This is a genomic window from Bacillus sp. A015, from assembly GCF_053851875.1.
In genome coordinates, this window is the sequence record NZ_JBSPZB010000028.1 from 1 (window position 1) to 20,527 (window position 20,527).

The window sequence follows — 20,527 nt, forward strand, 5'->3', positions numbered from 1 at the left end:
CGAAGCTAGGCTAGGTGTGTGGGAGGCCTTTTTCATTAAATCTCATCCATCATACTTACGTTGAAAATAAAAAAGATTGTAGAAAAACATGAGTTTCTCTACAATCTGAAGCCCTCATTAAGGGCTTTTCAGCGTGTAGACAAACCCTCGCATTCGGTGTCTGCGTGCCGGTGCTCACGAATGTCAAATTCGCTCCGCTCCCTAGACTCCAAAGGTTTTCTATCACGGTGAAAAGAAGACAAAGGACTAAAATAAAGATCATTTTAGCCCTTTGTCAACAATCTGAAAGCCCTCATTAGGGGCTTTTAATCTGTGATCTCCATATAGACAAAATAAAATAATGTCAGCAAGGAAGCCGTGACGAAAAACCCTTCAAGCATACCTATTCCTCCCAAATTTTAGTCGCCGTTACTGTCATTGTAAACGTTTTATTATGAAAAAGAAAGTCTCAAATCAATGACCAAATTGAATGACTGAAAATTCATTATATGCTAGAATAGCAGTATGATAACTTATGGAAGGAATTAGATATCATGAAGATGTGGATGAGAAAAACGCTTGTTGCACTCTTTACGATTGCAACTTTTGGTTTAATCTCTCCTCCATCGGCTTTGATGACAGACAAGCCATCTGAACTTTCTTCATCTGATAAGTCCCCTTATACAGCTGTTTATGATACATCAGATGAAACGCACAGCTGGGAACTATCGCAAGAAGACAACAAAGAGCAGATAGATCCCTTTGAGCAATATAAGCAAGAGGTTCTATCAAGTGCAGAAAACCAATCCTTTCTCAAATTTGGTCATAAAATCACACCTGTCATTGAAGACGAGTACAGAGAAGAGATTCAACCGAAGATTGAACAAGTGTTAACCGACTTTTTAACAAATTTCAAAGATGACGAAAAATTTCAAGATGTTGTTTTAACTGATCAACCTTCCAGCGGACATGGCGAAAAAATCTTTCACATTTACAACCGGAAGACCGGAGAAGATTTGCTCCGTTTTCATGTGAGAAGAGATCAGCCGCCTCATAGCGGATATTGGTTTAACTTTCATTACCATACAGCAGAAGATGGATTCCAGACGCATCATGAACTCGGTAATATTTACTGGGACAAAAACACCCCGCCGAGCTGGATGAGCCACTAGAAGGAGATGTCATGCCAATTGAAAAAGTATACAATGAACGAAATGGTGCACATTACAAAACAAATGTTAAACGATCGCGGAGTGAAAATTGAAGATATCGCACATATTGTGCTTAAGCTTCAAGAAAAATATCATCCGAATCTTCCACTTAGTGTCTGCATTGAAAATGTTGAAAAAGTGCTGAAAAAAAGGGAAATTGTCCATGCTGTTTTAACAGGGCTTGCCCTTGATCAGCTGGCAGAAAAAAAACTTTTGCCAGAACCTTTACAGCACTTAGTTGAAACAGATGAGCCGCTATATGGAATTGACGAAATTATTCCGCTTTCCATTGTCAATGTATATGGATCAATCGGTTTGACCAACTTCGGTTATTTAGATAAAGAGAAATTTGGTATTATTCGAGAATTAGATGAAGGTCGTCCAGGAGAAGTACACACCTTCCTTGATGATCTTGTCGCTGCTCTTGCCGCGGCAGCAGCAAGCCGCATTGCTCACTCTCACCAAGATATTAAGGACGAAGAGCAGGATCGAGTGAATCAAGTATAATAAGAAAAACATGTCTGCTCATCACGCAGACGTGTTTTTTTGGTTTCAACAAAAGCAGAAATAAGGTAAACTACAACAAGAACATAAATAAAGGATGAAAAAAATGAAACAATACAAAGAGTTATGCCGTCATGTATTACAGCACGGGGATGAAAAAGGTGACAGAACGGGAACAGGCACAATCAGCACGTTCGGTTACCAAATGAGATTTGATTTACAGGAAGGGTTTCCTTTATTAACAACAAAGAAATTACACCTAAAATCAATCATTCATGAGTTACTGTGGTTTTTAAAAGGTGATACAAATGTCAAATATCTTCAAGAAAATGGTGTCCGTATTTGGAACGAATGGGCAGATGAGAATGGAGAACTAGGCCGTGTGTATGGTGCGCAGTGGAGATCATGGGCTAGCGGAGATGGAGAGACCGTGGATCAGATCAGCAAGCTGATCCATGATATTGAGCACAATCCGAATTCAAGAAGACTCATCGTCAGTGCTTGGAATCCAGGAGAAATTGATCAAATGGCCCTGCCTCCTTGTCATTGTTTGTTTCAATTTTACGTATCAAACGGTAAATTATCCTGCCAGCTTTATCAAAGATCGGCAGATATCTTTTTAGGCGTGCCTTTTAATATTGCTTCATATGCACTTCTAACGATGATGATTGCCAAAGTGACAAATCTTGAGCCAGGAGAGTTTATTCATACACTTGGGGATGCTCATATTTATCAAAATCATCTTCCACAGGTGAAAATGCAGCTAGAGCGCGAGGAGCGCACACTTCCGCAGCTTCGCATCACAAGAGATGTAAAGAGCATTTTTGATTTTACGTTTGATGATTTTGTGCTCGAGAACTATGATCCGCATCCGCATATTAAAGGAGAAGTCAGTGTATGATTTCTATGATTGTGGCGACAGGTAAAGACAGAGTCATTGGTCAAGATAATCAAATGCCGTGGCATTTACCCGCGGATTTAGCTTATTTTAAAAAAGTCACAGGCGGCCGTACCATTGTCATGGGCAGGAAAACATTTGAATCGATTGGACGAGCGTTGCCTAACCGCCGTAATATCGTCTTAACCACAAGTCCTTCTTTTCAAAGAGAGGGATGCGAGGTTGTCCATTCAATTGCTGACATTTTAACAATCGGGAAGAATGAGAAAGAATTATTTGTCATTGGCGGATCTAAGCTGTATGAGGAAATGATGCCATATGCGGATCGTCTTTACATCACGCACATTCATCATGCTTTTGAAGGTGACCGCTATTTTCCTCATTACAATGAAGACGAATGGACGATTGTATCACGCGAAAAAGGCCATCGTGACGAAAAGAACCCCTACAATTATGAATTTGTCGTATATGACAGAAAAGAAGGATAAATGAGTAGGAGGAGTACGGTTGTTTCGTTATTGGTTTTTAACGATTTATGTTGTTGTATCCTTTTTAAAAAGTATGAGGCATTTGTACGATCATGAATTAACTGATCCGCGCATTTCCTATACGAAACGAATGAATCTCATTCATGAGCATGCGAAAAAGTTTACAAGAGGATGTATTGATCAGTCAGGATCAGTGATGACCATCCATCAGCAAAAGAAGCTGCCAGATGGACCGGTCATTTATGTAACCCATGAGCTTAATCCGGTGACAACGACATTATTAATTGGGCACCTTGAGAAGCCATTTGCTTTCATAGCGAAGCCGAATCTGTTTCGCTACCCCATCTTAAAACAATGGCTGAAAAAGATGGCGGTTATTCGTCACAATCAGTCTGATGAAGGATTATTAGAAGAAGCAAAAGAAAGAGTCATGTCTGGGCAGAGTGTATTGCTTTCAGAAAAATATCGTGCCATTGCAGAGGCGCTTGCCGAAGAATGTGATCGTCCGCTTGTTCCGATTGAAACAAGCGGAACGGATCGTCTTTTAACAGGGAAGATCGTGAAAAGGCTGCGTCCTGTCAATGTCGATATTCATATTAAAGCACCTGTCATGATCAATGATTACGTTCAAAAGCGCGCATAGAAAAACCAGCATCCGAAAGTGGATGCTGGTTTTTTTTATGCCGCTGGGATATTGACACAATAGAATAGGATGCAGAAAAATATCGACGCACTTCCGCCGAGAACAAAGCTGTGCCAAATCGCATGATGATAAGGGATTTTACGCCAAATATAAAAGATGGTTCCAACCGAATACAATAGACCGCCTAACAGCAATAAGCCGAATCCTGCTCCCGTTAATTGAATGTAGAGCGGTTTGATGGCGATGATAATCATCCAGCCCATTAATAAATAAACGAGGGTGGAAACAATGATAAACCGTTTGACGAAAAAGATTTTAAAGACAATACCACCTGCAGCAAGAGCCCATACAATCGCAAGGAGAGTATAGCCGAGTGCGCCTTTTAATGGTCCAAGTAAAAAGGGTGTATATGTACCAGCAATCAATACATAAATAGCAGAGTGGTCGAGAATCTCAAACACATCTTTTGTTTTTTTGTGCCGAATGCTATGGAGCAGGGTCGAGCTTAAATAAAGCAGCAGCATGGATGCACCAAATATCGAAAAGCTAATAATGTCTGTGACTGTGCCGTATTGAACAGCGAATAAAACGAGAAAAACAATGGCTGGAATGGATAAAATAACCCCAATGCCATGTGTAACGGCGTTTGCAATTTCTTCTTTTACAGTAAACAATAGATTTCCTCCTTTATTGAACCGGTATATAACCATCAAGCGACTTCAGGAATGAAAGACCTTCAAGTGTAATCTTCGTTCCAGCCCTGCCTTTTCCTTTCGTCACGTATGCTTTTTTCTCAAGATCATCTAATCGACTCCTCACCTGCTGAGGGGTCAGCGGAATGTCGCCTTGTTTGCTTAACTCAGACAAGATGCGCCTGCTGGCTGCTTCACCTTTCTCATTGAGAGATTTAATGGCTTCTAGCAGGAAAACAAACTCTTGTTTTTCCATTAAAGTGAGCTGATGTTCTTCCTTTTTTCCTTTTACCTCCGGCGAAAGAGGGGTTAACACAAAAGGTGGCAGGTGGTGTAAAAATACCGTTTGCCCCTCGAGAATGACTGCAGCATAATGAACGATATTCTTGAGTTCCTGCACGTTTCCTTCAAACGGGTACTCCTGCAAGGTTTCCCAAACACTTGGATCAATATCAGGCGCCATGTTCAGCTCCTGAAAGAAAGCAGTTGTTAACACAGGAATGTCAGTTTTTCGATCTGCTAATGACGGCAAAGGCAAATGGAATACATTTAAGCGATAAAACAGCTCAGGTAAAAAGGTAGATGAAACCCTCAATGCCTCTATTGATAAAGACGAAGTGGCAATGATTTTTGTTGCAGGAGAGATTTCCAGAAAACGAATGACCTGATGCTGCATAGGAATACTTAATGCGGCGATTTCGTCTAAATAAAGGATTTGACAGGTCTTTTCCGTGAAGGCTTTCTGCAAGGTATCTTCATCTAAAATGGGGCAATATAGATGTGTTAGTGAAGCGTTTGGAACCGATGCATGAGCAATTTCATGGGCAAATCGTGTTTTGCCTGTGCCAATGTCTCCTGTGATCAAGACCGGCTGCTCGTGCTTTGTGAATTGCTTTGCCAGATGAATGGCACGCTTCATTTCTTGATGTTCTCCATATATAGACGTAAACGAATGTGTGGTCATAGGGTGATTCCTTTCTTTATGGTTCTAATTGGTTTAATTATAACACCCAATTAGAACAAATGTATAGAAAAACGAAAAAGTTCACGAAATTTATGTTTGATCCATGATCTATTGGTTTATTTTTTGAATATTCATGTTATAATGACAAATTAAATAAGGTTAAAGAGAAAGGATCTTGTACATGAAACCGTTGCTCAAAGAAAACACGCTAATTCAAGTGAAAGACATCTTAAAAGCCCATCAAAATTTGAAGGATGTAGTGACTCATACACCGCTTCAAAAAAATGAGCGACTTTCTGAACGATATGAATGTAATGTCTACTTAAAAAGAGAGGATCTTCAAGTAGTTCGTTCCTTTAAATTAAGAGGCGCTTTTAATAAAATGAGCCAGTTGCCAAAAAATAAACTAGAAAACGGCATTGTCTGTGCAAGTGCTGGAAATCACGCGCAAGGTGTTGCCTATTCTTGTAAATATTTAGGCATCCACGGGAAAATCTTTATGCCGGCTACGACGCCAAGGCAAAAAGTATCTCAAGTGGAGCTTTTCGGAAAAGAATATGTTGAAATTATCTTAACCGGAGATACGTTTGATGATTCCTATCATGAAGCAGTAAAATGCGGAGATAAGGAAAAGCGCGAATTTATCCATCCGTTTGATGATTTGGATGTGATGGCAGGACAAGGAACAACTGCTGTAGAAATATTAAATGATATCGAAGTGGAGCCTCACTTTTTATTTGCAAGCGTCGGAGGTGGCGGACTGCTATCTGGCGTTGGCACATATTTCAAAAACATTGCACCAGAAACCGAAATCATTGCTGTCGAGCCGCTTGGCGCAGCTTCACTGCATGCTTCCCATGAGAAGGGGGAGGTCGTGACACTTGATTCGATTGATAAGTTTGTAGACGGGGCAGCGGTTCAGCGGATTGGTGAAAAGACGTTTACGTCCCTTCAATCCGTTGTCGATAAAATTAGTCTTGTACCAGAAGGAAAAGTGTGTACAACCATTTTAGAGCTGTATAATCAATGTGCGATTGTAGCAGAGCCAGCAGGTGCCTTGCCGATTGCGGCATTAGAAGCGCATCGCGAGGAGATTAAAGGCAAAAATGTTGTCTGTATTGTCAGTGGAGGAAATAATGACATTGGCAGAATGCAAGAAATCAAAGAACGCTCAATGATTTATGAAGGGCTTCAACATTACTTTATCGTCAATTTTCCGCAAAGAGCAGGAGCTCTCAGGGAGTTTTTAGATGAAGTGTTAGGGCCGAATGATGATATCTCACGCTTTGAATATACGAAAAAGAATAATCGAAGCAAAGGTCCCGCACTTGTTGGCATCGAATTGAAAGAAAGAGATGACTATGCGGCGCTGATTGAGCGGATGAATAAAAAAGGTTTCCACTATGTTGAAGTGAATAAAGATCAAGATTTATTCCACCTATTTATTTAGGTTTAACAGATCATTGGAAAAGAGGATTGATCGAATGTGCTGCTCAAAACAATATGTTTTAGACGGATGGATGGAGATCAGATCAAGGTAACAGAAATCCCTGTTCTAAAGGGGGATGAGACGTATTGTTTCATGCTCACCTTTAGACTTGAAGCTTTCTTGAAAAAAGTCTATGTATCTAAAGGAAAGAGAGATGTGTACTCTTTCAGGGAGTACGTGAAACGTAACGTCAAGTGGAGCACATATGAACAGATCTATCAGCAGCCTACACTGAAACACAATGCATAAATAGGAATCTTTGTCAAAAGGAGTGAGCACCGTTTTGAAAAGGCGGCTGCTCAGTTGGCAAGGATTTTTTTCATGAAAAGAAGAAAATGTGACAATTTCAAAAACGTGAGGACAGTTGTTTTCAAGAATACAGGAAATAAGGTAATATCATAAGTAAAGACTAAGACAGCAAGGATGAGACGATAGTGAAACAAATTAAAATTGTAACAGATTCAACTGTAGATCTTCCGCAAGAGAAAATCAATGATCTTTCAATTCACATGATTCCGCTCAATATCTCCATTTCTGGAGTTGATTATATTGATCGAGTGAATTTGCAGCCTGATGAATTTATTCATAAAATGGAGGCCGCTGAGGAATTGCCGAAAACGTCTCAACCTGCAATCGGTCAATTCGTCGAATTATATGAAAAGCTGACGGCAGATGGAAGCGAAGTCATTAGTATTCATTTAACCGGTGGAATGAGTGGTACAGTTCAAACTGCTGAAAGCGCTTCGAAAATGGTGGATGGAAACATCACGGTGATTGATTCAAATTTTATTTCCTATGGATTAGGGTTTCAAGTCATCAAAGCAGCAGAACTTGCAAAAAAGGGTGCAAGCCGTGAAGACATCATCAAAGAAATGGGGAAAATCCGCCATAAAACAAAGCTATATGTCACAATTGATACATTAGAAAATCTCGTGAAGGGTGGAAGGATTGGAAGAGGAAAGGCGCTTATCGGCTCACTTCTTCACATCAAACCAATTGCCAGCTTAACAGACGGAGTATACACGCCGGAAGCGAATGTGAGAAGCTACTCTGCTCTTGTCCGCTATCTGACAAAACAGTATGTACAGGCGGTGAAAGGAAAAACCGTTCAGGCAATTGGGATTGCGCACGCAGATGCATTAGAGCTTGCCGAAAAGCTCAAATCAGCGCTGCTCGATCACACACCTGATGCACTTGTTGACATCGCCTACACAACACCGATTATTTCCTGTCATACTGGAAAGGGAGCAATAGGCTTTACTTTTTATACCGATTGATTGAAAAAGGGGATGGGCATATCATGTATAGAAAAAGGGGAGCCTTACTTGGTGCGCTTATGATGATAAGCGTGCTTCTTTTAGTATCGTGTTCAAATGGACAAATCAAGGATGCGTTAAATTATCAAATACAGCCGTTTGAGTATCAAAACCAAGATGGTCAAAAGGTGTCACTGGATGATTTGAAGGGGAAAGTATGGGTTGCAGATTTTATTTTCACAAGCTGTGAAACGATCTGTCCGCCTATGACTGCTCATATGACAGAGCTGCAAAAACGGTTAAAAGAAGAAAAATTGGATGCGCATATCATTTCCTTTAGTGTTGACCCAGAGGTGGACTCACCGAAAAAGCTAAAGGAATTTGCCAAAGCATATCCATTGTCCTTTAAAAATTGGGATTTCCTCACTGGTTACTCGCAGTCAGCGATTGAAAAATTCGCCATGAAGAGCTTTAAAACCATTGTGAAAAAACCTGAAGACGAAGACCAAGTCATTCATCAATCACTGTTTTTCCTAGTCGATCAAGAAGGGAAAGTGATGAAAAATTATGATGGCGTACAAAATACACCATATGATGAAATCATCAAGGACATCAAAACGCTTAACCGAACCTAGCATAAGGATGTTCAAATGAGCGAAAACATGGTAAACTTTTTTAATCAGAAAAAGGAGGGACATCATCGTTTGAAAGCTCGTTTGATTTTGATTGTGATGTCTCTAGCTTTTGTTCTTTCTGCATGTTCTGCAAAAGAGGCTGGCATAAAGGATAAACTAGAAGACACACAAAACGTAAAAGAACATATTACCATCGCAGCGGTTGGAGATTCCTTAACAGAAGGAATCGGAGATCAAAATAAAAAGGGATATGCAGGCATCACCCGCGACAAGATAGAAGCGGTGGACGGCGTGCAATCTGTTACATTAAAAAACTATGCTGTTAAAGGCAGTAGAACGGTAGATTTATTAAAGAGATTAAAAGAGAAAAAGGTGCAAGATGGGCTGAAAGACGCTGATTATATTTTCTTTACGATCGGAGGAAATGACTTAATGCATGTCGTCCGTCAAAATGTACTCAATTTGACTTTTGCTCCTTTTCAAAAAGAGCAAGGTCCTTTTGAGGAGCGCTTTAAAACCATTCTTGCTCAACTGAGAGAACATAATGACCACGCGAAGATCATGTATGTAAGTATGTATAATCCTTTTAAGTTCAGTCTGACTGAGCTGAGAGATATCGATGAAGTCGTCAAAGACTGGAATGCCGTCGCTAAAAAAGAACTGAAAAAAGACGGCAATGCTGATATGATCAATGTGGCAGATTTATTTGAAGAAGACTCTGATGAAAAATTACTGGCAGATGATGATTTCCACCCAAACCAAAAGGGGTACTCTCTTATGGCAAATCGTGTATTCTCAGAAGTGAAAAAAGAAGGACTGCCGAAGGAATAGGGTGAACATATGAAAAAATGGAAAAGCTTATTTTTTATTTTACTTGCAATCAATCTATTGATTGTTGTTGCCTGTGGCATTTTGATGATGCTGCCAGGCGGTCAATCCGCTTCAGAAAAAGAAGCGAAAAGCGAGTATTCTTTTAACATTTCTAGCTCAAAAGAATCGCTGACCAGCTTTGTAAATGATTATTTGAAAAATCAAGGATCAAGCGATATGCCTGACTTTCATGTTGCGATTGATCAAGATGTGAAAGTAACAGGCGCGATTAAAGCCTTCTCTTCAACCATTGATGCAAACGTGTCATTTACGCCAACTGTTGAAGATAATGGTGATGTCCTGCTGAAAGTGAATGACTTTTCAATTGGACAATTAAGCATTCCGATCAGTTTTGTTTTAAGCTATATGGGTCAGTTTTATGAACTGCCAGAATTCGTTCATGTGAAACCAGACCAAAAAACGGTTGAAGTGCGCCTTTCAGAAATGCCACTGACGAATGATATGTATGTCAAAGCGAACAAAATTGATCTTGAGAACGATGAAATCGAATTCTCATATTACCATCCAAAGCAATAGAACGTGCTAGTCAGGAGTGAAATCATGAAGCGAATCTATCAATATTTTAGTTTACTGTCGCTTTTATTTGCTGCGTACTTTGGCATTACGGCTGCCACTGATTTAAAAGCAGAAAATATCGATCAGTTTTACTTAAATATTGCCTATTGTGCATTATTTTTAGGCATCATGATTCTTGCTTTTGATTTTCAAAAGCAAGAAAAAGCTGAAGATGTCTCGTAAGGAGCCTATTCCATTTGGAAAGGCTCTCAGATTGTTGACAAAGGGCTAAAATGATCCTTATTTTAGCCCTTTGTCTTCTTTGCAGCGTGATAGAAAACCTTTGAAGTCTAGGAAGGACGAGTACCGGAGCGGAGCGAATTTGACATTCGTGAGCACCGGCACGCAGGACTGACACCGAATGCGAGGGTTTGTCTACGCGCTGGGAGCCTTTTCCATTTGGAAAGGCTCTTTTTATATTTGGCGAGACAAGGCCACTTTCGCCATGAGCTCTGGCTCTCCGTTTGCAAAACCATGAAGCAAAATGAGGTATGCGTGCTTTGTTTGCAGGTGAACTTTTGGGATATCAAGCAGTACACTTTGAGTACCGGAGGCTTTCAGTTCAAAATGATACTTATTCGGAGAGAAATGATGAGTTTGGGTGCCGCTCACATAACCAAGCTCCTTTGATAACATTCCTTGATCACGTTCATATATATCAATGGAAGGGAGGTCTGGAGACAGCTGGACAAATGTAAGTGCTGATAGGTCATCTTGCTTGATAATAGAATCTTGGCGCTCTGTTAGCAATGCAAAGCCTGTTCGAGCCCCTGTGATACACAGTGTGTAAGTCTCGTCTCCCTGGATCATCTTGCGAGAATAAAGAACCCTTTCTTTTGTAGCCAGCTTGAATACTTCTATCTCATAAACACCCTCATCCCACTCCATATAAGCTGTCAGCTGGCCATACGGCATCGCTCTCACGATCTGCTGCCGATTCACAAATACAGCGAGCTCACTTAGATCTGGTGCAGCGTGAAATAGTCGAATAACGGCTTTTTGAGAAGTATGTCTCTGATGGTATTGGTAGACGGTAGCTGATGGACGATATGGAAAGTCATTCATATCATAGAGCTGCTGCATGTTATCATCCCTTCTTTCTCATACGATGGTGTTTTTTGTAGCGTATGCACGAAAGGGACGATCTGTATAGGCAAAAGAAACATAGAAAAAAGCCTGACGTTTTCCGTCAGACCCGCATGTTAAGAAGGAGAAGAATATTGATGATATTCAGCCAGTTTAATGAATGTTTTTTCATCCTCAATTAAACCGCAAACGCCGCACTGGACTTTGATTTGAGGACCTTGATAGCTCATGTGAAAAGGAGAAAGATGATCACCTTCGTATGTTTCGACAACTGCTCCAGTCGCCGGATCAAGCTTCACAGGTTCTGAAAGCTGCTCAATCAGATTAAAGCGCGTTCTGTTGGTTTTACAGTTTGGACAAAGATAAGGGCTTGTCATAGTTTATCCACCTCTTTTTATCCGTAGCATGTCCTAAGCGCTAAAATCTATGCTTAATCCTTTTGACTTTTATCCAGCTTTTTGAATAATTTGATCATCGTTTTGAGTTCTTCATCATCAAATGATTCAAATCGTTCCATAAAGTATTCTGTTTTCTTTTTCTCAAAATGCTCAGTAATTTCCTTACCCTTATCGGTTAAGTGGATTTTGATGATGCGGCGATCCTCTTTTGAGCGGATACGAGTGATCCAGCCTTTTTCTACAAGTGTGTCGGTCACTGCTGTAATATGGCTTGCTGACACCCCAAGAATCGAAGCGAATTCCGTTACTTTTTTTGCACCTTGCTCACGGAGTAGATTTAAAATGAGAAATTCATTCCGAGATAATTCGTTATCGAGCAGGCTGTTAATTTCATAACGTATCTGCTTAAATACGGTTCTCAGTAAAGTATCCATTTCATACATCATTTGTTTTCTTTGTTCCAATCATTAAACCCCCATTATATGTTAAGATACGACAGAATGCTTTCTTTACATTATAGGTAGACAAGTCGTATCATTTTCATTATTTTTTATCATGTTATAATATGATGATACCATTTTTTAAATGAAGGGGGCACTAATATGTCTGAAAAACAAGAATTAGCCACATTTGCTGGAGGCTGTTTCTGGTGTATGGTTAAACCTTTTGATGAACAGCCAGGCATTATCAAAGTTGAATCAGGGTATACTGGCGGACATACAGTGAATCCGACCTATGAGGAAGTATGTACAAATACAACGGGACATAGAGAAGCGGTTCAAATCACATTTGATCCTGACGTTTTCCCGTATGAGAAACTATTAGAACTGTATTGGCAGCAAATAGACCCAACAGATGATGGAGGGCAATTTGGTGATAGAGGAGAGTCCTACCGTACAGGTATTTATGTTCATAATGAGGAGCAGCGAAAGCTCGCAGAAGCTTCGAAAGAGCAGCTGAGTCAAAGCGGAATTTTCCAAAAGCCAATCGTCACAGAAATTTTAGAGGCTGGTCCTTTTTATCCCGCAGAGGAATATCATCAGCACTATTATAAAAAGAACAAAATGCACTACGAACGATATCATGTCGGTTCGGGTAGAGCGGGTTTTATTCAATCCCATTGGAGTGATAAATAATGGCAAATGAAAAAGAGCAGCGCATCAAAGAATTAAATCGGATGCAGTACGAGGTCACGCAAAATAATGGCACTGAGCCGCCATTTCAAAATGAATTTTGGGACCACAAAGAAGAAGGTATTTATGTGGATATCATTTCAGGCAAGCCATTGTTTTCTTCTTTCGATAAGTTTGATGCCCATTGCGGCTGGCCAAGCTTTACAAAACCGATTGAAGACGAGGAAGTAGCGGAGAAGGTTGATACGAGTCATGGTATGGTTCGGACAGAGGTTCGCAGCAAAACAGCTGATTCTCATCTTGGTCATGTCTTTCCTGATGGACCAGGGCCAAACGGTCTTCGGTATTGCATTAACTCAGCCGCTTTGAAGTTTATCCCAAAGGATGATCTTGAAAAAGAAGGCTACGGTCATTTGACACATCTATTTGAATAATTCATTTAAAAATCGTCACATGGAAAGCATCTGCTTTCGTGTGACGATTTTTTATTTTTTATGATGCGTGTGATGTAATTGTTCGATGATATGGAATAGCTTCGCTTTTGTAATGAGCGGTGCCTCATTTGACGTGTAATTGGTCAAATCGACTTTTTGGAAGGCAGGGTGCAAATGTGGTCTCGGTAAGATCGCATAAAATTGGTCATGTTCAAACAGTGCATCTGCCTCGTGCGGGAATGTGAGCTCCTCGTGAAGTTTTTCTCCGGGTCTTTTCCCGATAACGAGAATATCTGGAGATGCGACGTTGATTTGACTGGCATATTCATGAAACGCCTTTAATAGATCAGCAAGCTGTAATGATTCCATCTTGAGAATGAAGGTTTCGCCGCCTTTCATCATGATCGCTGCTTCAAGTGTGAGGGATACAGCCTCTTCAATGGACATAAAAAAACGTGTCATATTAGGGTCTGTCACGGTCAAAGGCTTCTCATTTAACAGCTGCTGGAGCATGATCGGAATGACGGAACCCCTTGATCCAAGCACATTGCCAAAGCGTACAGAGCAAAACATCGTTTTTTGATTCGGAATACTTTCGTTTGCTTGGAAAAATAGTTTTTCTGAGATCAATTTTGTTGCACCCATGGCATTTGTCGGAGCGACGGCTTTGTCTGTTGAAATGTTGATCACATGACTGACTTCATGTTCGATCGCTGCTTCAATGACATGCTGCCCGCCGATGATATTGGTTTGAACGGCTTCAAATGGATTATCTTCACAAGTGGGTACTTGTTTTAAGGCTGCTGCATGAAAGATGATATCAACCCCTTTGACGAGCTGTCTCACGCGGCTTGCATCCCGCACATCTCCAAGAGCAAATACGACCTCTGGATATTCTGCATACTCATTTTTCATCATGTATTGTTTGCTGTCATCTTTGCTAAATACAATGACCTTCTTTGGAGAGCATGCAGTTAACTTTTTCACGATTTGCCGGCCGATCGAACCCGTACCGCCTGTGACTAAAATCGTTTTGTCACGAAAAAAGGTCTTCATACTTGTTTCTATCTGTTTGGACATATCCAATCCCCCAACTCTTATTTCTCTACTTTGCATCATATGTGAAAGAGCGGCAGACGTTTGAGGAAAAGAACCACTTCATGCATAAATTAGGTGAACAAATTATAACTTTTCATTTGGCTTCTTAATAGAATATGGAGAGATCAAAGAAAAAGTAGAAAGAACGAGAGAAAAACACTTCAATACTGCCAACAGCTTCATGGTGGGTGAAAAAGTAGAGGAAGTTTTTTCGCTCGATATTGAGCTGGGCGTGAGGGGAGAAGAACATACATGTATAGGGGAAAACGTATTTTAGCTTTGATACCAGCTTTTCATAGGCAGCAAGATCATCATGATGAATATATTCGTCTATTGGCGGAGCGACCGCTTATTTATTGGACCATTCAGCCGCTCCTCCAAATGGTTGAGTTAGATGAAATTATCGTCTCTTCACATGATGTGAATACTCAAATTATTTCGTCCCACTACGGAGCAAATGTCATTGAACTTCCAAGCACACATGTGACTGAACAAACGCCTTCATTACTAGCTGTGAAGCATGCGCTTGCTTATTTAGAGCGGGAAGGGAAGACGTTTGATATTGTCCTGTATCTGCATCCAGCATCTCCACTGAGAGAGCCGATTGATATTGAGAAATGCCTGGAGCTTCTTGTAGAAGGGAGTTATGATTGTACCGCTTCTTTTACAGAGGCGCTAGAAAACCCAAACGAAACATGGACACTGCATGACAACAATGAAGCAACGTTGTATAAGGACAATCATCATTTTTTTATTCCAAAGCATGAACATCCTTATACGTATGGTCGTCTAAATGGCGCTGTATATGCTTTTCATGCTCATTATGCAAAAGAATGCATACACTCATTTTTAGAAGGGTCTGTCGGGGCATACATCATGGATCGCACACATTCGCTTGTTTTCAAAACTGAGGCAGATAGGATAGAGGTAGAGAAAGTATTATTGGCACGACGAGATACGGAAGGGACAGTATAAAACTGATATAAAAAAGGAAAAGCGCCCGGTTATAGGGCGCTCCAGCGTGTAGACAAACCCTCGCATTCTTTGTCAGTCCAAGTGCCGGTACTCGTCTTCCCTAGACTTCAAAGGTTTCCGATCACGCTGAAAAGAAGACAAAGGGCTAAAATAAAGATCATTTTAGCCCTTTGTCAACAATTTAAAGCGCCCGGTTATAGGGTGCTCTTTACCATTTCACACAGCCTATATGGCAGCGTGTCAAATGTATTCCAAGAAACGACTTGTTCGTAATTTTTAAGAGATATCGCCTTTCTTTTCTCATCATTTGTTACATAATATTCGACTTTCTCAATCAAGTCGTCTTCATGAGTGTAAAAAGCAAAGCTTGAAAAAACCCCTGGAGGATTTATATTCGTCAATTGAAAACTTCCACTTGCTGCGATATCAAATGCTCTGTTGTTCAAACTTATATTTTCAATCATTGCTTTGTTTCGGTTATAAGCAAATTGAGCGGGCCTGTGTGGATTAAGGATAATGGCTGACTGCTCATACATTTTGGCCATTTGCTGAGGGTTCAGCCAATTGGTCACGAGTGTCAGATCACGATATAGTCTGCGAGATTTATTTAAGTGACGGTGCCATTCCTTCCCTGCAACGAGAATACGCCATTTGTGCTGTTGCAATAGTGCACGGATCGGTTTGATGCGATTTGGATAAGGATAACCGATCAATGCAATATCATAGAGGAACGAATCTGCTGGCGGCATTTTTTTCTGAAATACACGTGTATTTGTCGGAATGGGAAAGTAGTGTGCGTGATGAACACCTAATTGTTTATAAAAAGGCAGTGTGCCTTCGTCAATTGTCAAAATCATGTGTGCATCATGTGCACAGCTGGCTGACACATCTGTATAAAAAGGGTCTTCTGTCATCCATAGGACCACTGGTATCTGTTCTTGTTTGAATTGCTGAAGCACTTCTTTTGGAACACGATCACCGATCATCATGAAAACAAAATCCGGAGAAAATGTCCGGATTTTGTGCATGTGCGTCAGTAGAGATTCTCTTTCCATCTTTAAACATGAAAAGGGTGAATCGATGAAGCTTTCTACTATCCATTGATCGAAAGTTTGATAGATCCCTCCGTAGCCAGAGCTGATATAAAGTAGCTTCATGATAACCCTCTCACATTATGATGGGATGGTAACACTTTCAATTTTATCTACATCTATTAGAGTGATTCCAGATCCGTTAGGTGTAACAGCGGATTCCTGTGTCACAAAAACGATACCAGTTGAAGCATCGAATGTTACAAATGTAACGGGTCCAATTACGTCTCCAGAATCAGTTACAATAGTAATAACCGTTCCTGGTGTAAGTGTTGAGAAAATCCAACTTGCACCTTGAAGTGAAGTGGGTGTTCCAGCAGAGGTTGAAACTGAAGCTGAAGCTGATAATGATCCAAGAGCTACTTCACTTAATAGATTATTTAATTGATTAGCCATTTCGGTTCCTCCTTCGTCAATATTGACTGTTAACGCGTCGCTAAGCGGTCTGAAGAATAGGTTCAATAGTTGTCTTCTTAACTCGGTACGACTGTCACTCATTTGCTCCCCATCCTTTCTTTTTTATTTAAACTCACCACTATGTATATGCCATTCACTTTTTTTTGGTATAAGCAGAATGCTCAATCATTCGTTTTTTTCATGTAATCATCTTGCATTTTTTTAAAGTTTTCAAATGCTTAGGCTAAATAAAATGAATTTCACATTCTAGTAAAGATTAGATGAAAAGAGAGGTATTCTAGAATGGGATTAAACAATTATTAAATGGTCGGAATGTGGGAGGCACTGTCACGTAACCACTTAATTAGTGGAATGTATTCCAAAGAGTGATGGTCGTGGAAGTGTTTGACACAGTGCGGTTTTTAAGCATGCAAAAAATCAGCTAAGAGTGAGCGGTTCCTTACAGTATGATACCTTTTGCCAGATTGTCCCTGAGGTAGTGGAGTTATTTGCGCTTTCTATCAGCCAATCAAGCTGCATCCTTCTCGATTTGCATTTTTTCAAGAAGTAAAAGCCAATTGTGCCGCTGTATATGGAAATCGCTGCAAGAATTCGATATGTCTCTTTATCAAACATCAGGGCGGAAGCACTCCTCATAAGAGGGGGGCTTTTTTTGGAATAGACGAAAAAAGCAGGAAATCGAAAGGAAAAAGCGAAACGTGAAAAGGACAGGGGAACCATATTGAAGATGATCAAGCCGCTGAAAATTGGGCAATAGATGCCTATTTTTTGGCACTGAAAGTGAGGGGGAAAGAATGGGGAAGGTTGTCGAAAGAGCGAATTGGTTTGAATTAATTTTAGAAGCCATTGATGAAGCCATTCATGTTGTAGATGATCAAGGGGTGACGATCTTTTATAATCACAATGCCGCTAAATTTGACTGTTTACAAAAAGAAGAGGTGATTGGCAAGCATATCCTTGATGTGTATCCATCATTAACTGAAAAAACAAGTACGCTCATGCATGTACTCAGAACGGGGAAGCCCATTTATCATTCTTTACAAACGTATTTGAATAAAAATGGAGAAAAAATTGAAACGGTCAACACCACATTGCCCATTATTGAAGATAGCAAGTTAATAGGAGCAGTGGAAGTAGCAAAAGATGTATCAAAGCTGTCGGCACTTTCAAATCGTTTAGATCAAAAAAAACGAACGAATGGTGATTCTGAAACAGACCAAATGCATGATTTTTCTTCATTTTTAACAAATGATCCGCTCTTAAAAGAGATGCTTGAGAAGGCAAAAAAAGCAGCGGCTTATCCTTCGTCTGTTGTCGTCTACGGGGAAACAGGGACAGGAAAAGAAGTGCTGGTACAAGCCATTGTCCATGAATCTGACCGAAAAAACCAGGTGTTCATTCCGCAAAACTGCGCAGCGCTTCCAGAATCATTACTTGAGAGTCTATTGTTTGGATCTGTCAAAGGGAGCTATACGGGCGCAATTGATCGCAAGGGGCTTTTTGAATTAGCAGATGGGGGCACGCTTTTTCTTGATGAGCTGCAAGCGATGCCGCTCACGCTACAAACAAAATTATTACGTGTGTTAGAAGATGGCGTTGTGCGCCGTATTGGTGATGCAAAGGCCATTAAAGTGGATGTCAGAGTCATTACTGCACTCAATATAGATCCATTTGAAGCAGTTAAAAAGCAAATTTTAAGAGAAGACTTGTTTTATAGACTGCATGTGTCATCTTTTCATATTCCACCGCTTCGAGCGAGAAAGCAAGATATCAAGCTGCTATCCCATCATTTCATTCAAACCTATCATCACCAGTTTTCTAAAAATGTCACCCGCCTTTCTGAAGAAACGACACAATTGTTTATGGCGCACCACTGGCCAGGGAACGTCCGAGAATTAAAACATACCATTGAGCATGCTGTTTTGATGATGCCAAAGGAAGCGGAAGACATCACCCCGGCATATCTTCCTGCTCATTTACGGGCGCAGAAGAGAGAAAACGAATCTCAGCAGTCCTCATTAAAAAGTCAGGTTACTTCATTTGAACAAACATTGATTCAAGAAGCTTTAAGTAAGCATAACGGGAATATTAAACAAACCGCCGCAGCCTTAAAGATCCCTCGACAAACGCTGCAATACAAACTGAAGAAATATGCAGATGCCGAAATATAGGCACTTCCAATCATTAAAATATGGTGGAAAAAGCTCCTTTTGTAAACAATAGGGGCATTTTCCCATGTTGGCACATAACTTGCATAGTATAAAGTGAATGCTGATAGGGGGAATGGATATGAATCAGAAACTGTATGAACCAACGCGTCATTGGAAGGACATTGAGCTTTGGAAAGATGTACCCGAGGAAAAGTGGAACGACTGGATTTGGCAGTTGACGCATACCGTTAAAACGCTTGATGATTTAGAAAAAATCGTGAACTTAACAGAAGAGGAAAAAGAAGGGGTGAAGATTTCCACCAAAACCATTCCACTCAACATTACACCCTACTATGCCTCACTGATGAATCCAGACGATCCAAGATGTCCGGTACGCATGCAATCTGTGCCAATTGCAGAGGAGCTTCATAAAACAAAATATGACCTGGAAGACCCGCTTCATGAAGATGAGGATTCACCTGTCCCAGGTTTAACGCACCGGTATCCAGATCGTGTGCTGTTTCTTGTGACAAATCAGTGCTCCATGTACTGCCGCTATTGTACGAGAAGACGTTTTTCCGGACAGATCGGCATGGGCGTACCAAAAAAGCAACTAGATGCTGCAATTGGCTATATTAGAGAAACACCTGAAGTGCGGGATGTGTTAATTTCAGGCGGAGATGGGCTGTTAATCAATGATCAAGTGCTCGAATACATTTTGAAAAACTTACGAGACATTCCGCACGTTGAGATCATTCGTATTGGTACCCGCGCGCCGGTTGTCTTTCCGCAAAGAATTACAGATGAACTGTGTGAGATTTTGAAAAAATATCATCCGGTCTGGCTGAATACCCATTTCAATACAAGTATTGAAATCACAAAAGAAGCAAAGGAAGCGTGTGAACGTCTTGTGAATGCCGGTGTCCCTGTAGGCAATCAGGCCGTGATCCTAGCGGGTATTAATGACAGTGTTCCAATTATGAAGAAGCTGATGCACGATCTCGTGAAGATTCGCGTCAGACCTTATTATATTTATCAATGTGATTTATCTGAGGGCATTGGTCACTTTAGAACACCCGTCTCAAAAGGACTTGAAATCATTGAAGGCTTAAGAGGGCATACGAGCGGTTATGCAGTGCCAAGCTTTGTTGTAGATGCCCCAGGAGGCGGAGGAAAGATCGCCCTGCAGCCAAATTATTTATTATCGCAAAGCCCTGACAAAGTCGTCCTTCGTAACTTTGAAGGCGTCATCACATCGTACCCAGAGCCAGAGCATTACGTCGCAGGCCAGGGAGATGCGTATTTTAATGAAATTTATGAAGAAAAACAAGAACCGGCAATTGGCGTCACTGCTCTATTTCAAGATGAAGCAAGATCGTTTACGCCTGAAAATTTAAGCCGGATGAAACGAAGAGAAGCATATGAGACAAATCCTGAGCATGATACGCTCAAAAACAAACGTGAAAAACGGGATCAATTAAAAGAGAAGAAATATCAAGCGCAGCTCAAAAAAGAAGAAACTGTAAAGGAGGAGAAATAA

Annotated in this window: 26 protein-coding genes; 18 read left to right on the top strand and 8 right to left on the bottom strand. The window is 40.6% G+C overall.

What is annotated here, in order from left to right; translation table 11 throughout:
- Nucleotides 1-533: 533 nt before the first annotated feature.
- From ACSLGF_RS17405 to ACSLGF_RS17425, 5 genes are all read left to right on the top strand, one after another.
- Nucleotides 534-1,151 carry a YpjP family protein gene (locus tag ACSLGF_RS17405; RefSeq protein WP_456007489.1) on the top strand — a complete coding sequence of 206 codons (618 nt, stop codon included), beginning with the start codon at nucleotides 534-536 and terminating at the stop codon, nucleotides 1,149-1,151.
- A gap of 18 nt (nucleotides 1,152-1,169) precedes the next feature.
- On the top strand, nucleotides 1,170-1,697 hold the full coding sequence (locus ACSLGF_RS17410) for a phosphatidylglycerophosphatase A family protein (protein ID WP_099728699.1): 528 nt from the start codon (nucleotides 1,170-1,172) through the stop codon (nucleotides 1,695-1,697).
- 103 nt (nucleotides 1,698-1,800) lie between these two features.
- Complete coding sequence (locus ACSLGF_RS17415; RefSeq protein WP_099680915.1) at nucleotides 1,801-2,595, top strand: thymidylate synthase; 795 nt, start codon at nucleotides 1,801-1,803, stop codon at nucleotides 2,593-2,595.
- Entirely contained in the window at nucleotides 2,592-3,080 is a 489-nt protein-coding gene (gene folA / locus ACSLGF_RS17420) for a type 3 dihydrofolate reductase (RefSeq protein ID WP_456007491.1), read from the top strand. The genes ACSLGF_RS17415 and folA overlap by 4 nt, the downstream gene beginning before the upstream one ends.
- A gap of 19 nt (nucleotides 3,081-3,099) precedes the next feature.
- Nucleotides 3,100-3,723, top strand: coding sequence for a lysophospholipid acyltransferase family protein (locus ACSLGF_RS17425; RefSeq protein WP_456007493.1), 624 nt, complete (start codon nucleotides 3,100-3,102; stop codon nucleotides 3,721-3,723).
- Nucleotides 3,724-3,758: 35 nt separating this feature from the next.
- Here the strand turns inward: ACSLGF_RS17425 and trhA are convergent, their stop codons facing one another.
- Together trhA and ACSLGF_RS17435 are read right to left on the bottom strand one after the other, a co-directional pair.
- Nucleotides 3,759-4,397 (bottom strand): PAQR family membrane homeostasis protein TrhA, encoded by a 639-nt coding sequence (gene trhA, locus ACSLGF_RS17430; protein ID WP_456007495.1) that lies wholly within the window; start codon nucleotides 4,395-4,397, stop codon nucleotides 3,759-3,761.
- Nucleotides 4,398-4,410: 13 nt separating this feature from the next.
- Nucleotides 4,411-5,379, bottom strand: coding sequence for an AAA-type ATPase lid domain-containing protein (locus ACSLGF_RS17435; protein WP_456007497.1), 969 nt, complete (start codon nucleotides 5,377-5,379; stop codon nucleotides 4,411-4,413).
- A gap of 181 nt (nucleotides 5,380-5,560) precedes the next feature.
- Here ACSLGF_RS17435 and ilvA point away from each other — a divergent pair, with 181 nt between their 5' ends.
- From ilvA to ypmT, 7 genes are all read left to right on the top strand, one after another.
- Nucleotides 5,561-6,829: a threonine ammonia-lyase IlvA gene (ilvA, locus tag ACSLGF_RS17440; RefSeq protein ID WP_456007499.1), complete on the top strand. Its 1,269-nt coding sequence runs from the start codon at nucleotides 5,561-5,563 to the stop codon at nucleotides 6,827-6,829.
- Nucleotides 6,830-6,865: 36 nt separating this feature from the next.
- Nucleotides 6,866-7,117, top strand: coding sequence for a YpmP family protein (locus ACSLGF_RS17445; protein WP_099728705.1), 252 nt, complete (start codon nucleotides 6,866-6,868; stop codon nucleotides 7,115-7,117).
- A 185-nt stretch (nucleotides 7,118-7,302) separates the two neighbouring features.
- Entirely contained in the window at nucleotides 7,303-8,145 is an 843-nt protein-coding gene (locus ACSLGF_RS17450; protein WP_456007501.1) for a DegV family protein, read from the top strand.
- Between the two features lie 23 nt (nucleotides 8,146-8,168).
- Nucleotides 8,169-8,759 (top strand): SCO family protein, encoded by a 591-nt coding sequence (locus tag ACSLGF_RS17455; RefSeq protein WP_456007503.1) that lies wholly within the window; start codon nucleotides 8,169-8,171, stop codon nucleotides 8,757-8,759.
- 69 nt (nucleotides 8,760-8,828) lie between these two features.
- On the top strand, nucleotides 8,829-9,590 hold the full coding sequence (locus ACSLGF_RS17460) for an SGNH/GDSL hydrolase family protein (RefSeq protein WP_456007505.1): 762 nt from the start codon (nucleotides 8,829-8,831) through the stop codon (nucleotides 9,588-9,590).
- 9 nt (nucleotides 9,591-9,599) lie between these two features.
- A complete protein-coding gene (locus ACSLGF_RS17465; protein WP_456007507.1) occupies nucleotides 9,600-10,166 on the top strand; it encodes a YpmS family protein in 567 nt (188 codons plus the stop codon).
- 24 nt (nucleotides 10,167-10,190) lie between these two features.
- Entirely contained in the window at nucleotides 10,191-10,388 is a 198-nt protein-coding gene (gene ypmT / locus ACSLGF_RS17470; protein WP_099728709.1) for a protein YpmT, read from the top strand.
- Between the two features lie 231 nt (nucleotides 10,389-10,619).
- On the opposite strand, the gene ACSLGF_RS17475 is transcribed toward ypmT, so the two are convergent.
- The 3 genes from ACSLGF_RS17475 to ACSLGF_RS17485 all read right to left on the bottom strand — a co-directional run bounded on the left by ACSLGF_RS17475 (nucleotide 10,620) and on the right by ACSLGF_RS17485 (nucleotide 12,153).
- Nucleotides 10,620-11,288: a DUF4397 domain-containing protein gene (locus ACSLGF_RS17475; protein WP_456007509.1), complete on the bottom strand. Its 669-nt coding sequence runs from the start codon at nucleotides 11,286-11,288 to the stop codon at nucleotides 10,620-10,622.
- 119 nt (nucleotides 11,289-11,407) lie between these two features.
- Nucleotides 11,408-11,668: a DNA alkylation repair protein gene (locus ACSLGF_RS17480; protein ID WP_456007511.1), complete on the bottom strand. Its 261-nt coding sequence runs from the start codon at nucleotides 11,666-11,668 to the stop codon at nucleotides 11,408-11,410.
- Nucleotides 11,669-11,721: 53 nt separating this feature from the next.
- Nucleotides 11,722-12,153, bottom strand: coding sequence for a MarR family transcriptional regulator (locus ACSLGF_RS17485; protein ID WP_099728713.1), 432 nt, complete (start codon nucleotides 12,151-12,153; stop codon nucleotides 11,722-11,724).
- Nucleotides 12,154-12,291: 138 nt separating this feature from the next.
- Between ACSLGF_RS17485 and msrA the strand changes: the two genes are divergently transcribed.
- Both msrA and msrB read left to right on the top strand, forming a co-directional pair.
- Entirely contained in the window at nucleotides 12,292-12,825 is a 534-nt protein-coding gene (msrA, locus tag ACSLGF_RS17490) for a peptide-methionine (S)-S-oxide reductase MsrA (RefSeq protein ID WP_099728714.1), read from the top strand.
- Nucleotides 12,825-13,256 carry a peptide-methionine (R)-S-oxide reductase MsrB gene (gene msrB, locus ACSLGF_RS17495; protein WP_456007513.1) on the top strand — a complete coding sequence of 144 codons (432 nt, stop codon included), beginning with the start codon at nucleotides 12,825-12,827 and terminating at the stop codon, nucleotides 13,254-13,256. Before msrA ends, msrB begins: the two co-directional genes overlap by 1 nt.
- Before the next feature lie 51 nt (nucleotides 13,257-13,307).
- Here msrB and ACSLGF_RS17500 read toward each other — a convergent pair whose 3' ends face one another.
- Entirely contained in the window at nucleotides 13,308-14,336 is a 1,029-nt protein-coding gene (locus tag ACSLGF_RS17500) for an SDR family NAD(P)-dependent oxidoreductase (RefSeq protein ID WP_456007515.1), read from the bottom strand.
- Nucleotides 14,337-14,606: 270 nt separating this feature from the next.
- Between ACSLGF_RS17500 and ACSLGF_RS17505 the strand changes: the two genes are divergently transcribed.
- Together ACSLGF_RS17505 and ACSLGF_RS17510 are read left to right on the top strand one after the other, a co-directional pair.
- A complete protein-coding gene (locus ACSLGF_RS17505) occupies nucleotides 14,607-15,329 on the top strand; it encodes an acylneuraminate cytidylyltransferase family protein (RefSeq protein WP_456007517.1) in 723 nt (240 codons plus the stop codon).
- A 69-nt stretch (nucleotides 15,330-15,398) separates the two neighbouring features.
- A complete protein-coding gene (locus tag ACSLGF_RS17510; protein ID WP_456007519.1) occupies nucleotides 15,399-15,602 on the top strand; it encodes a hypothetical protein in 204 nt (67 codons plus the stop codon).
- Here ACSLGF_RS17510 and ACSLGF_RS17515 read toward each other — a convergent pair.
- Together ACSLGF_RS17515 and ACSLGF_RS17520 are read right to left on the bottom strand one after the other, a co-directional pair.
- Nucleotides 15,524-16,486: a CgeB family protein gene (locus tag ACSLGF_RS17515; RefSeq protein WP_456007521.1), complete on the bottom strand. Its 963-nt coding sequence runs from the start codon at nucleotides 16,484-16,486 to the stop codon at nucleotides 15,524-15,526. The genes ACSLGF_RS17510 and ACSLGF_RS17515 overlap by 79 nt on opposite strands.
- Nucleotides 16,487-16,501: 15 nt before the next feature.
- Nucleotides 16,502-16,918 (bottom strand): hypothetical protein, encoded by a 417-nt coding sequence (locus ACSLGF_RS17520; protein WP_456007523.1) that lies wholly within the window; start codon nucleotides 16,916-16,918, stop codon nucleotides 16,502-16,504.
- 713 nt (nucleotides 16,919-17,631) lie between these two features.
- On the opposite strand from ACSLGF_RS17520, the gene ACSLGF_RS17525 reads away from it, so the two are divergent.
- Both ACSLGF_RS17525 and kamA read left to right on the top strand, forming a co-directional pair.
- Nucleotides 17,632-19,008: a sigma-54 interaction domain-containing protein gene (locus ACSLGF_RS17525; RefSeq protein WP_456007525.1), complete on the top strand. Its 1,377-nt coding sequence runs from the start codon at nucleotides 17,632-17,634 to the stop codon at nucleotides 19,006-19,008.
- 118 nt (nucleotides 19,009-19,126) lie between these two features.
- On the top strand, nucleotides 19,127-20,527 hold the full coding sequence (gene kamA / locus ACSLGF_RS17530) for a lysine 2,3-aminomutase (protein WP_099728721.1): 1,401 nt from the start codon (nucleotides 19,127-19,129) through the stop codon (nucleotides 20,525-20,527).

What these genes read in the sequence shown, in the direction of transcription:
- ACSLGF_RS17405 (WP_456007489.1), top strand. Translation starts at nt 534, where the DNA reads ATGAAGATGTGGATGAGAAAAACGCTTGTTGCACTCTTTACGATTGCA.
- ACSLGF_RS17415 (WP_099680915.1), top strand. Translation starts at nt 1,801, where the DNA reads ATGAAACAATACAAAGAGTTATGCCGTCATGTATTACAGCACGGGGAT.
- folA (WP_456007491.1), top strand. Translation starts at nt 2,592, where the DNA reads ATGATTTCTATGATTGTGGCGACAGGTAAAGACAGAGTCATTGGTCAA.
- ACSLGF_RS17435 (WP_456007497.1), bottom strand. Translation starts at nt 5,379, where the DNA reads ATGACCACACATTCGTTTACGTCTATATATGGAGAACATCAAGAAATG.
- ilvA (WP_456007499.1), top strand. Translation starts at nt 5,561, where the DNA reads ATGAAACCGTTGCTCAAAGAAAACACGCTAATTCAAGTGAAAGACATC.
- ACSLGF_RS17455 (WP_456007503.1), top strand. Translation starts at nt 8,169, where the DNA reads ATGTATAGAAAAAGGGGAGCCTTACTTGGTGCGCTTATGATGATAAGC.
- ACSLGF_RS17465 (WP_456007507.1), top strand. Translation starts at nt 9,600, where the DNA reads ATGAAAAAATGGAAAAGCTTATTTTTTATTTTACTTGCAATCAATCTA.
- ypmT (WP_099728709.1), top strand. Translation starts at nt 10,191, where the DNA reads ATGAAGCGAATCTATCAATATTTTAGTTTACTGTCGCTTTTATTTGCT.
- ACSLGF_RS17475 (WP_456007509.1), bottom strand. Translation starts at nt 11,288, where the DNA reads ATGCAGCAGCTCTATGATATGAATGACTTTCCATATCGTCCATCAGCT.
- ACSLGF_RS17480 (WP_456007511.1), bottom strand. Translation starts at nt 11,668, where the DNA reads ATGACAAGCCCTTATCTTTGTCCAAACTGTAAAACCAACAGAACGCGC.
- msrA (WP_099728714.1), top strand. Translation starts at nt 12,292, where the DNA reads ATGTCTGAAAAACAAGAATTAGCCACATTTGCTGGAGGCTGTTTCTGG.
- msrB (WP_456007513.1), top strand. Translation starts at nt 12,825, where the DNA reads ATGGCAAATGAAAAAGAGCAGCGCATCAAAGAATTAAATCGGATGCAG.
- ACSLGF_RS17500 (WP_456007515.1), bottom strand. Translation starts at nt 14,336, where the DNA reads ATGTCCAAACAGATAGAAACAAGTATGAAGACCTTTTTTCGTGACAAA.
- ACSLGF_RS17505 (WP_456007517.1), top strand. Translation starts at nt 14,607, where the DNA reads ATGTATAGGGGAAAACGTATTTTAGCTTTGATACCAGCTTTTCATAGG.
- ACSLGF_RS17515 (WP_456007521.1), bottom strand. Translation starts at nt 16,486, where the DNA reads ATGAAGCTACTTTATATCAGCTCTGGCTACGGAGGGATCTATCAAACT.
- ACSLGF_RS17520 (WP_456007523.1), bottom strand. Translation starts at nt 16,918, where the DNA reads ATGAGTGACAGTCGTACCGAGTTAAGAAGACAACTATTGAACCTATTC.
- ACSLGF_RS17525 (WP_456007525.1), top strand. Translation starts at nt 17,632, where the DNA reads ATGGGGAAGGTTGTCGAAAGAGCGAATTGGTTTGAATTAATTTTAGAA.
- kamA (WP_099728721.1), top strand. Translation starts at nt 19,127, where the DNA reads ATGAATCAGAAACTGTATGAACCAACGCGTCATTGGAAGGACATTGAG.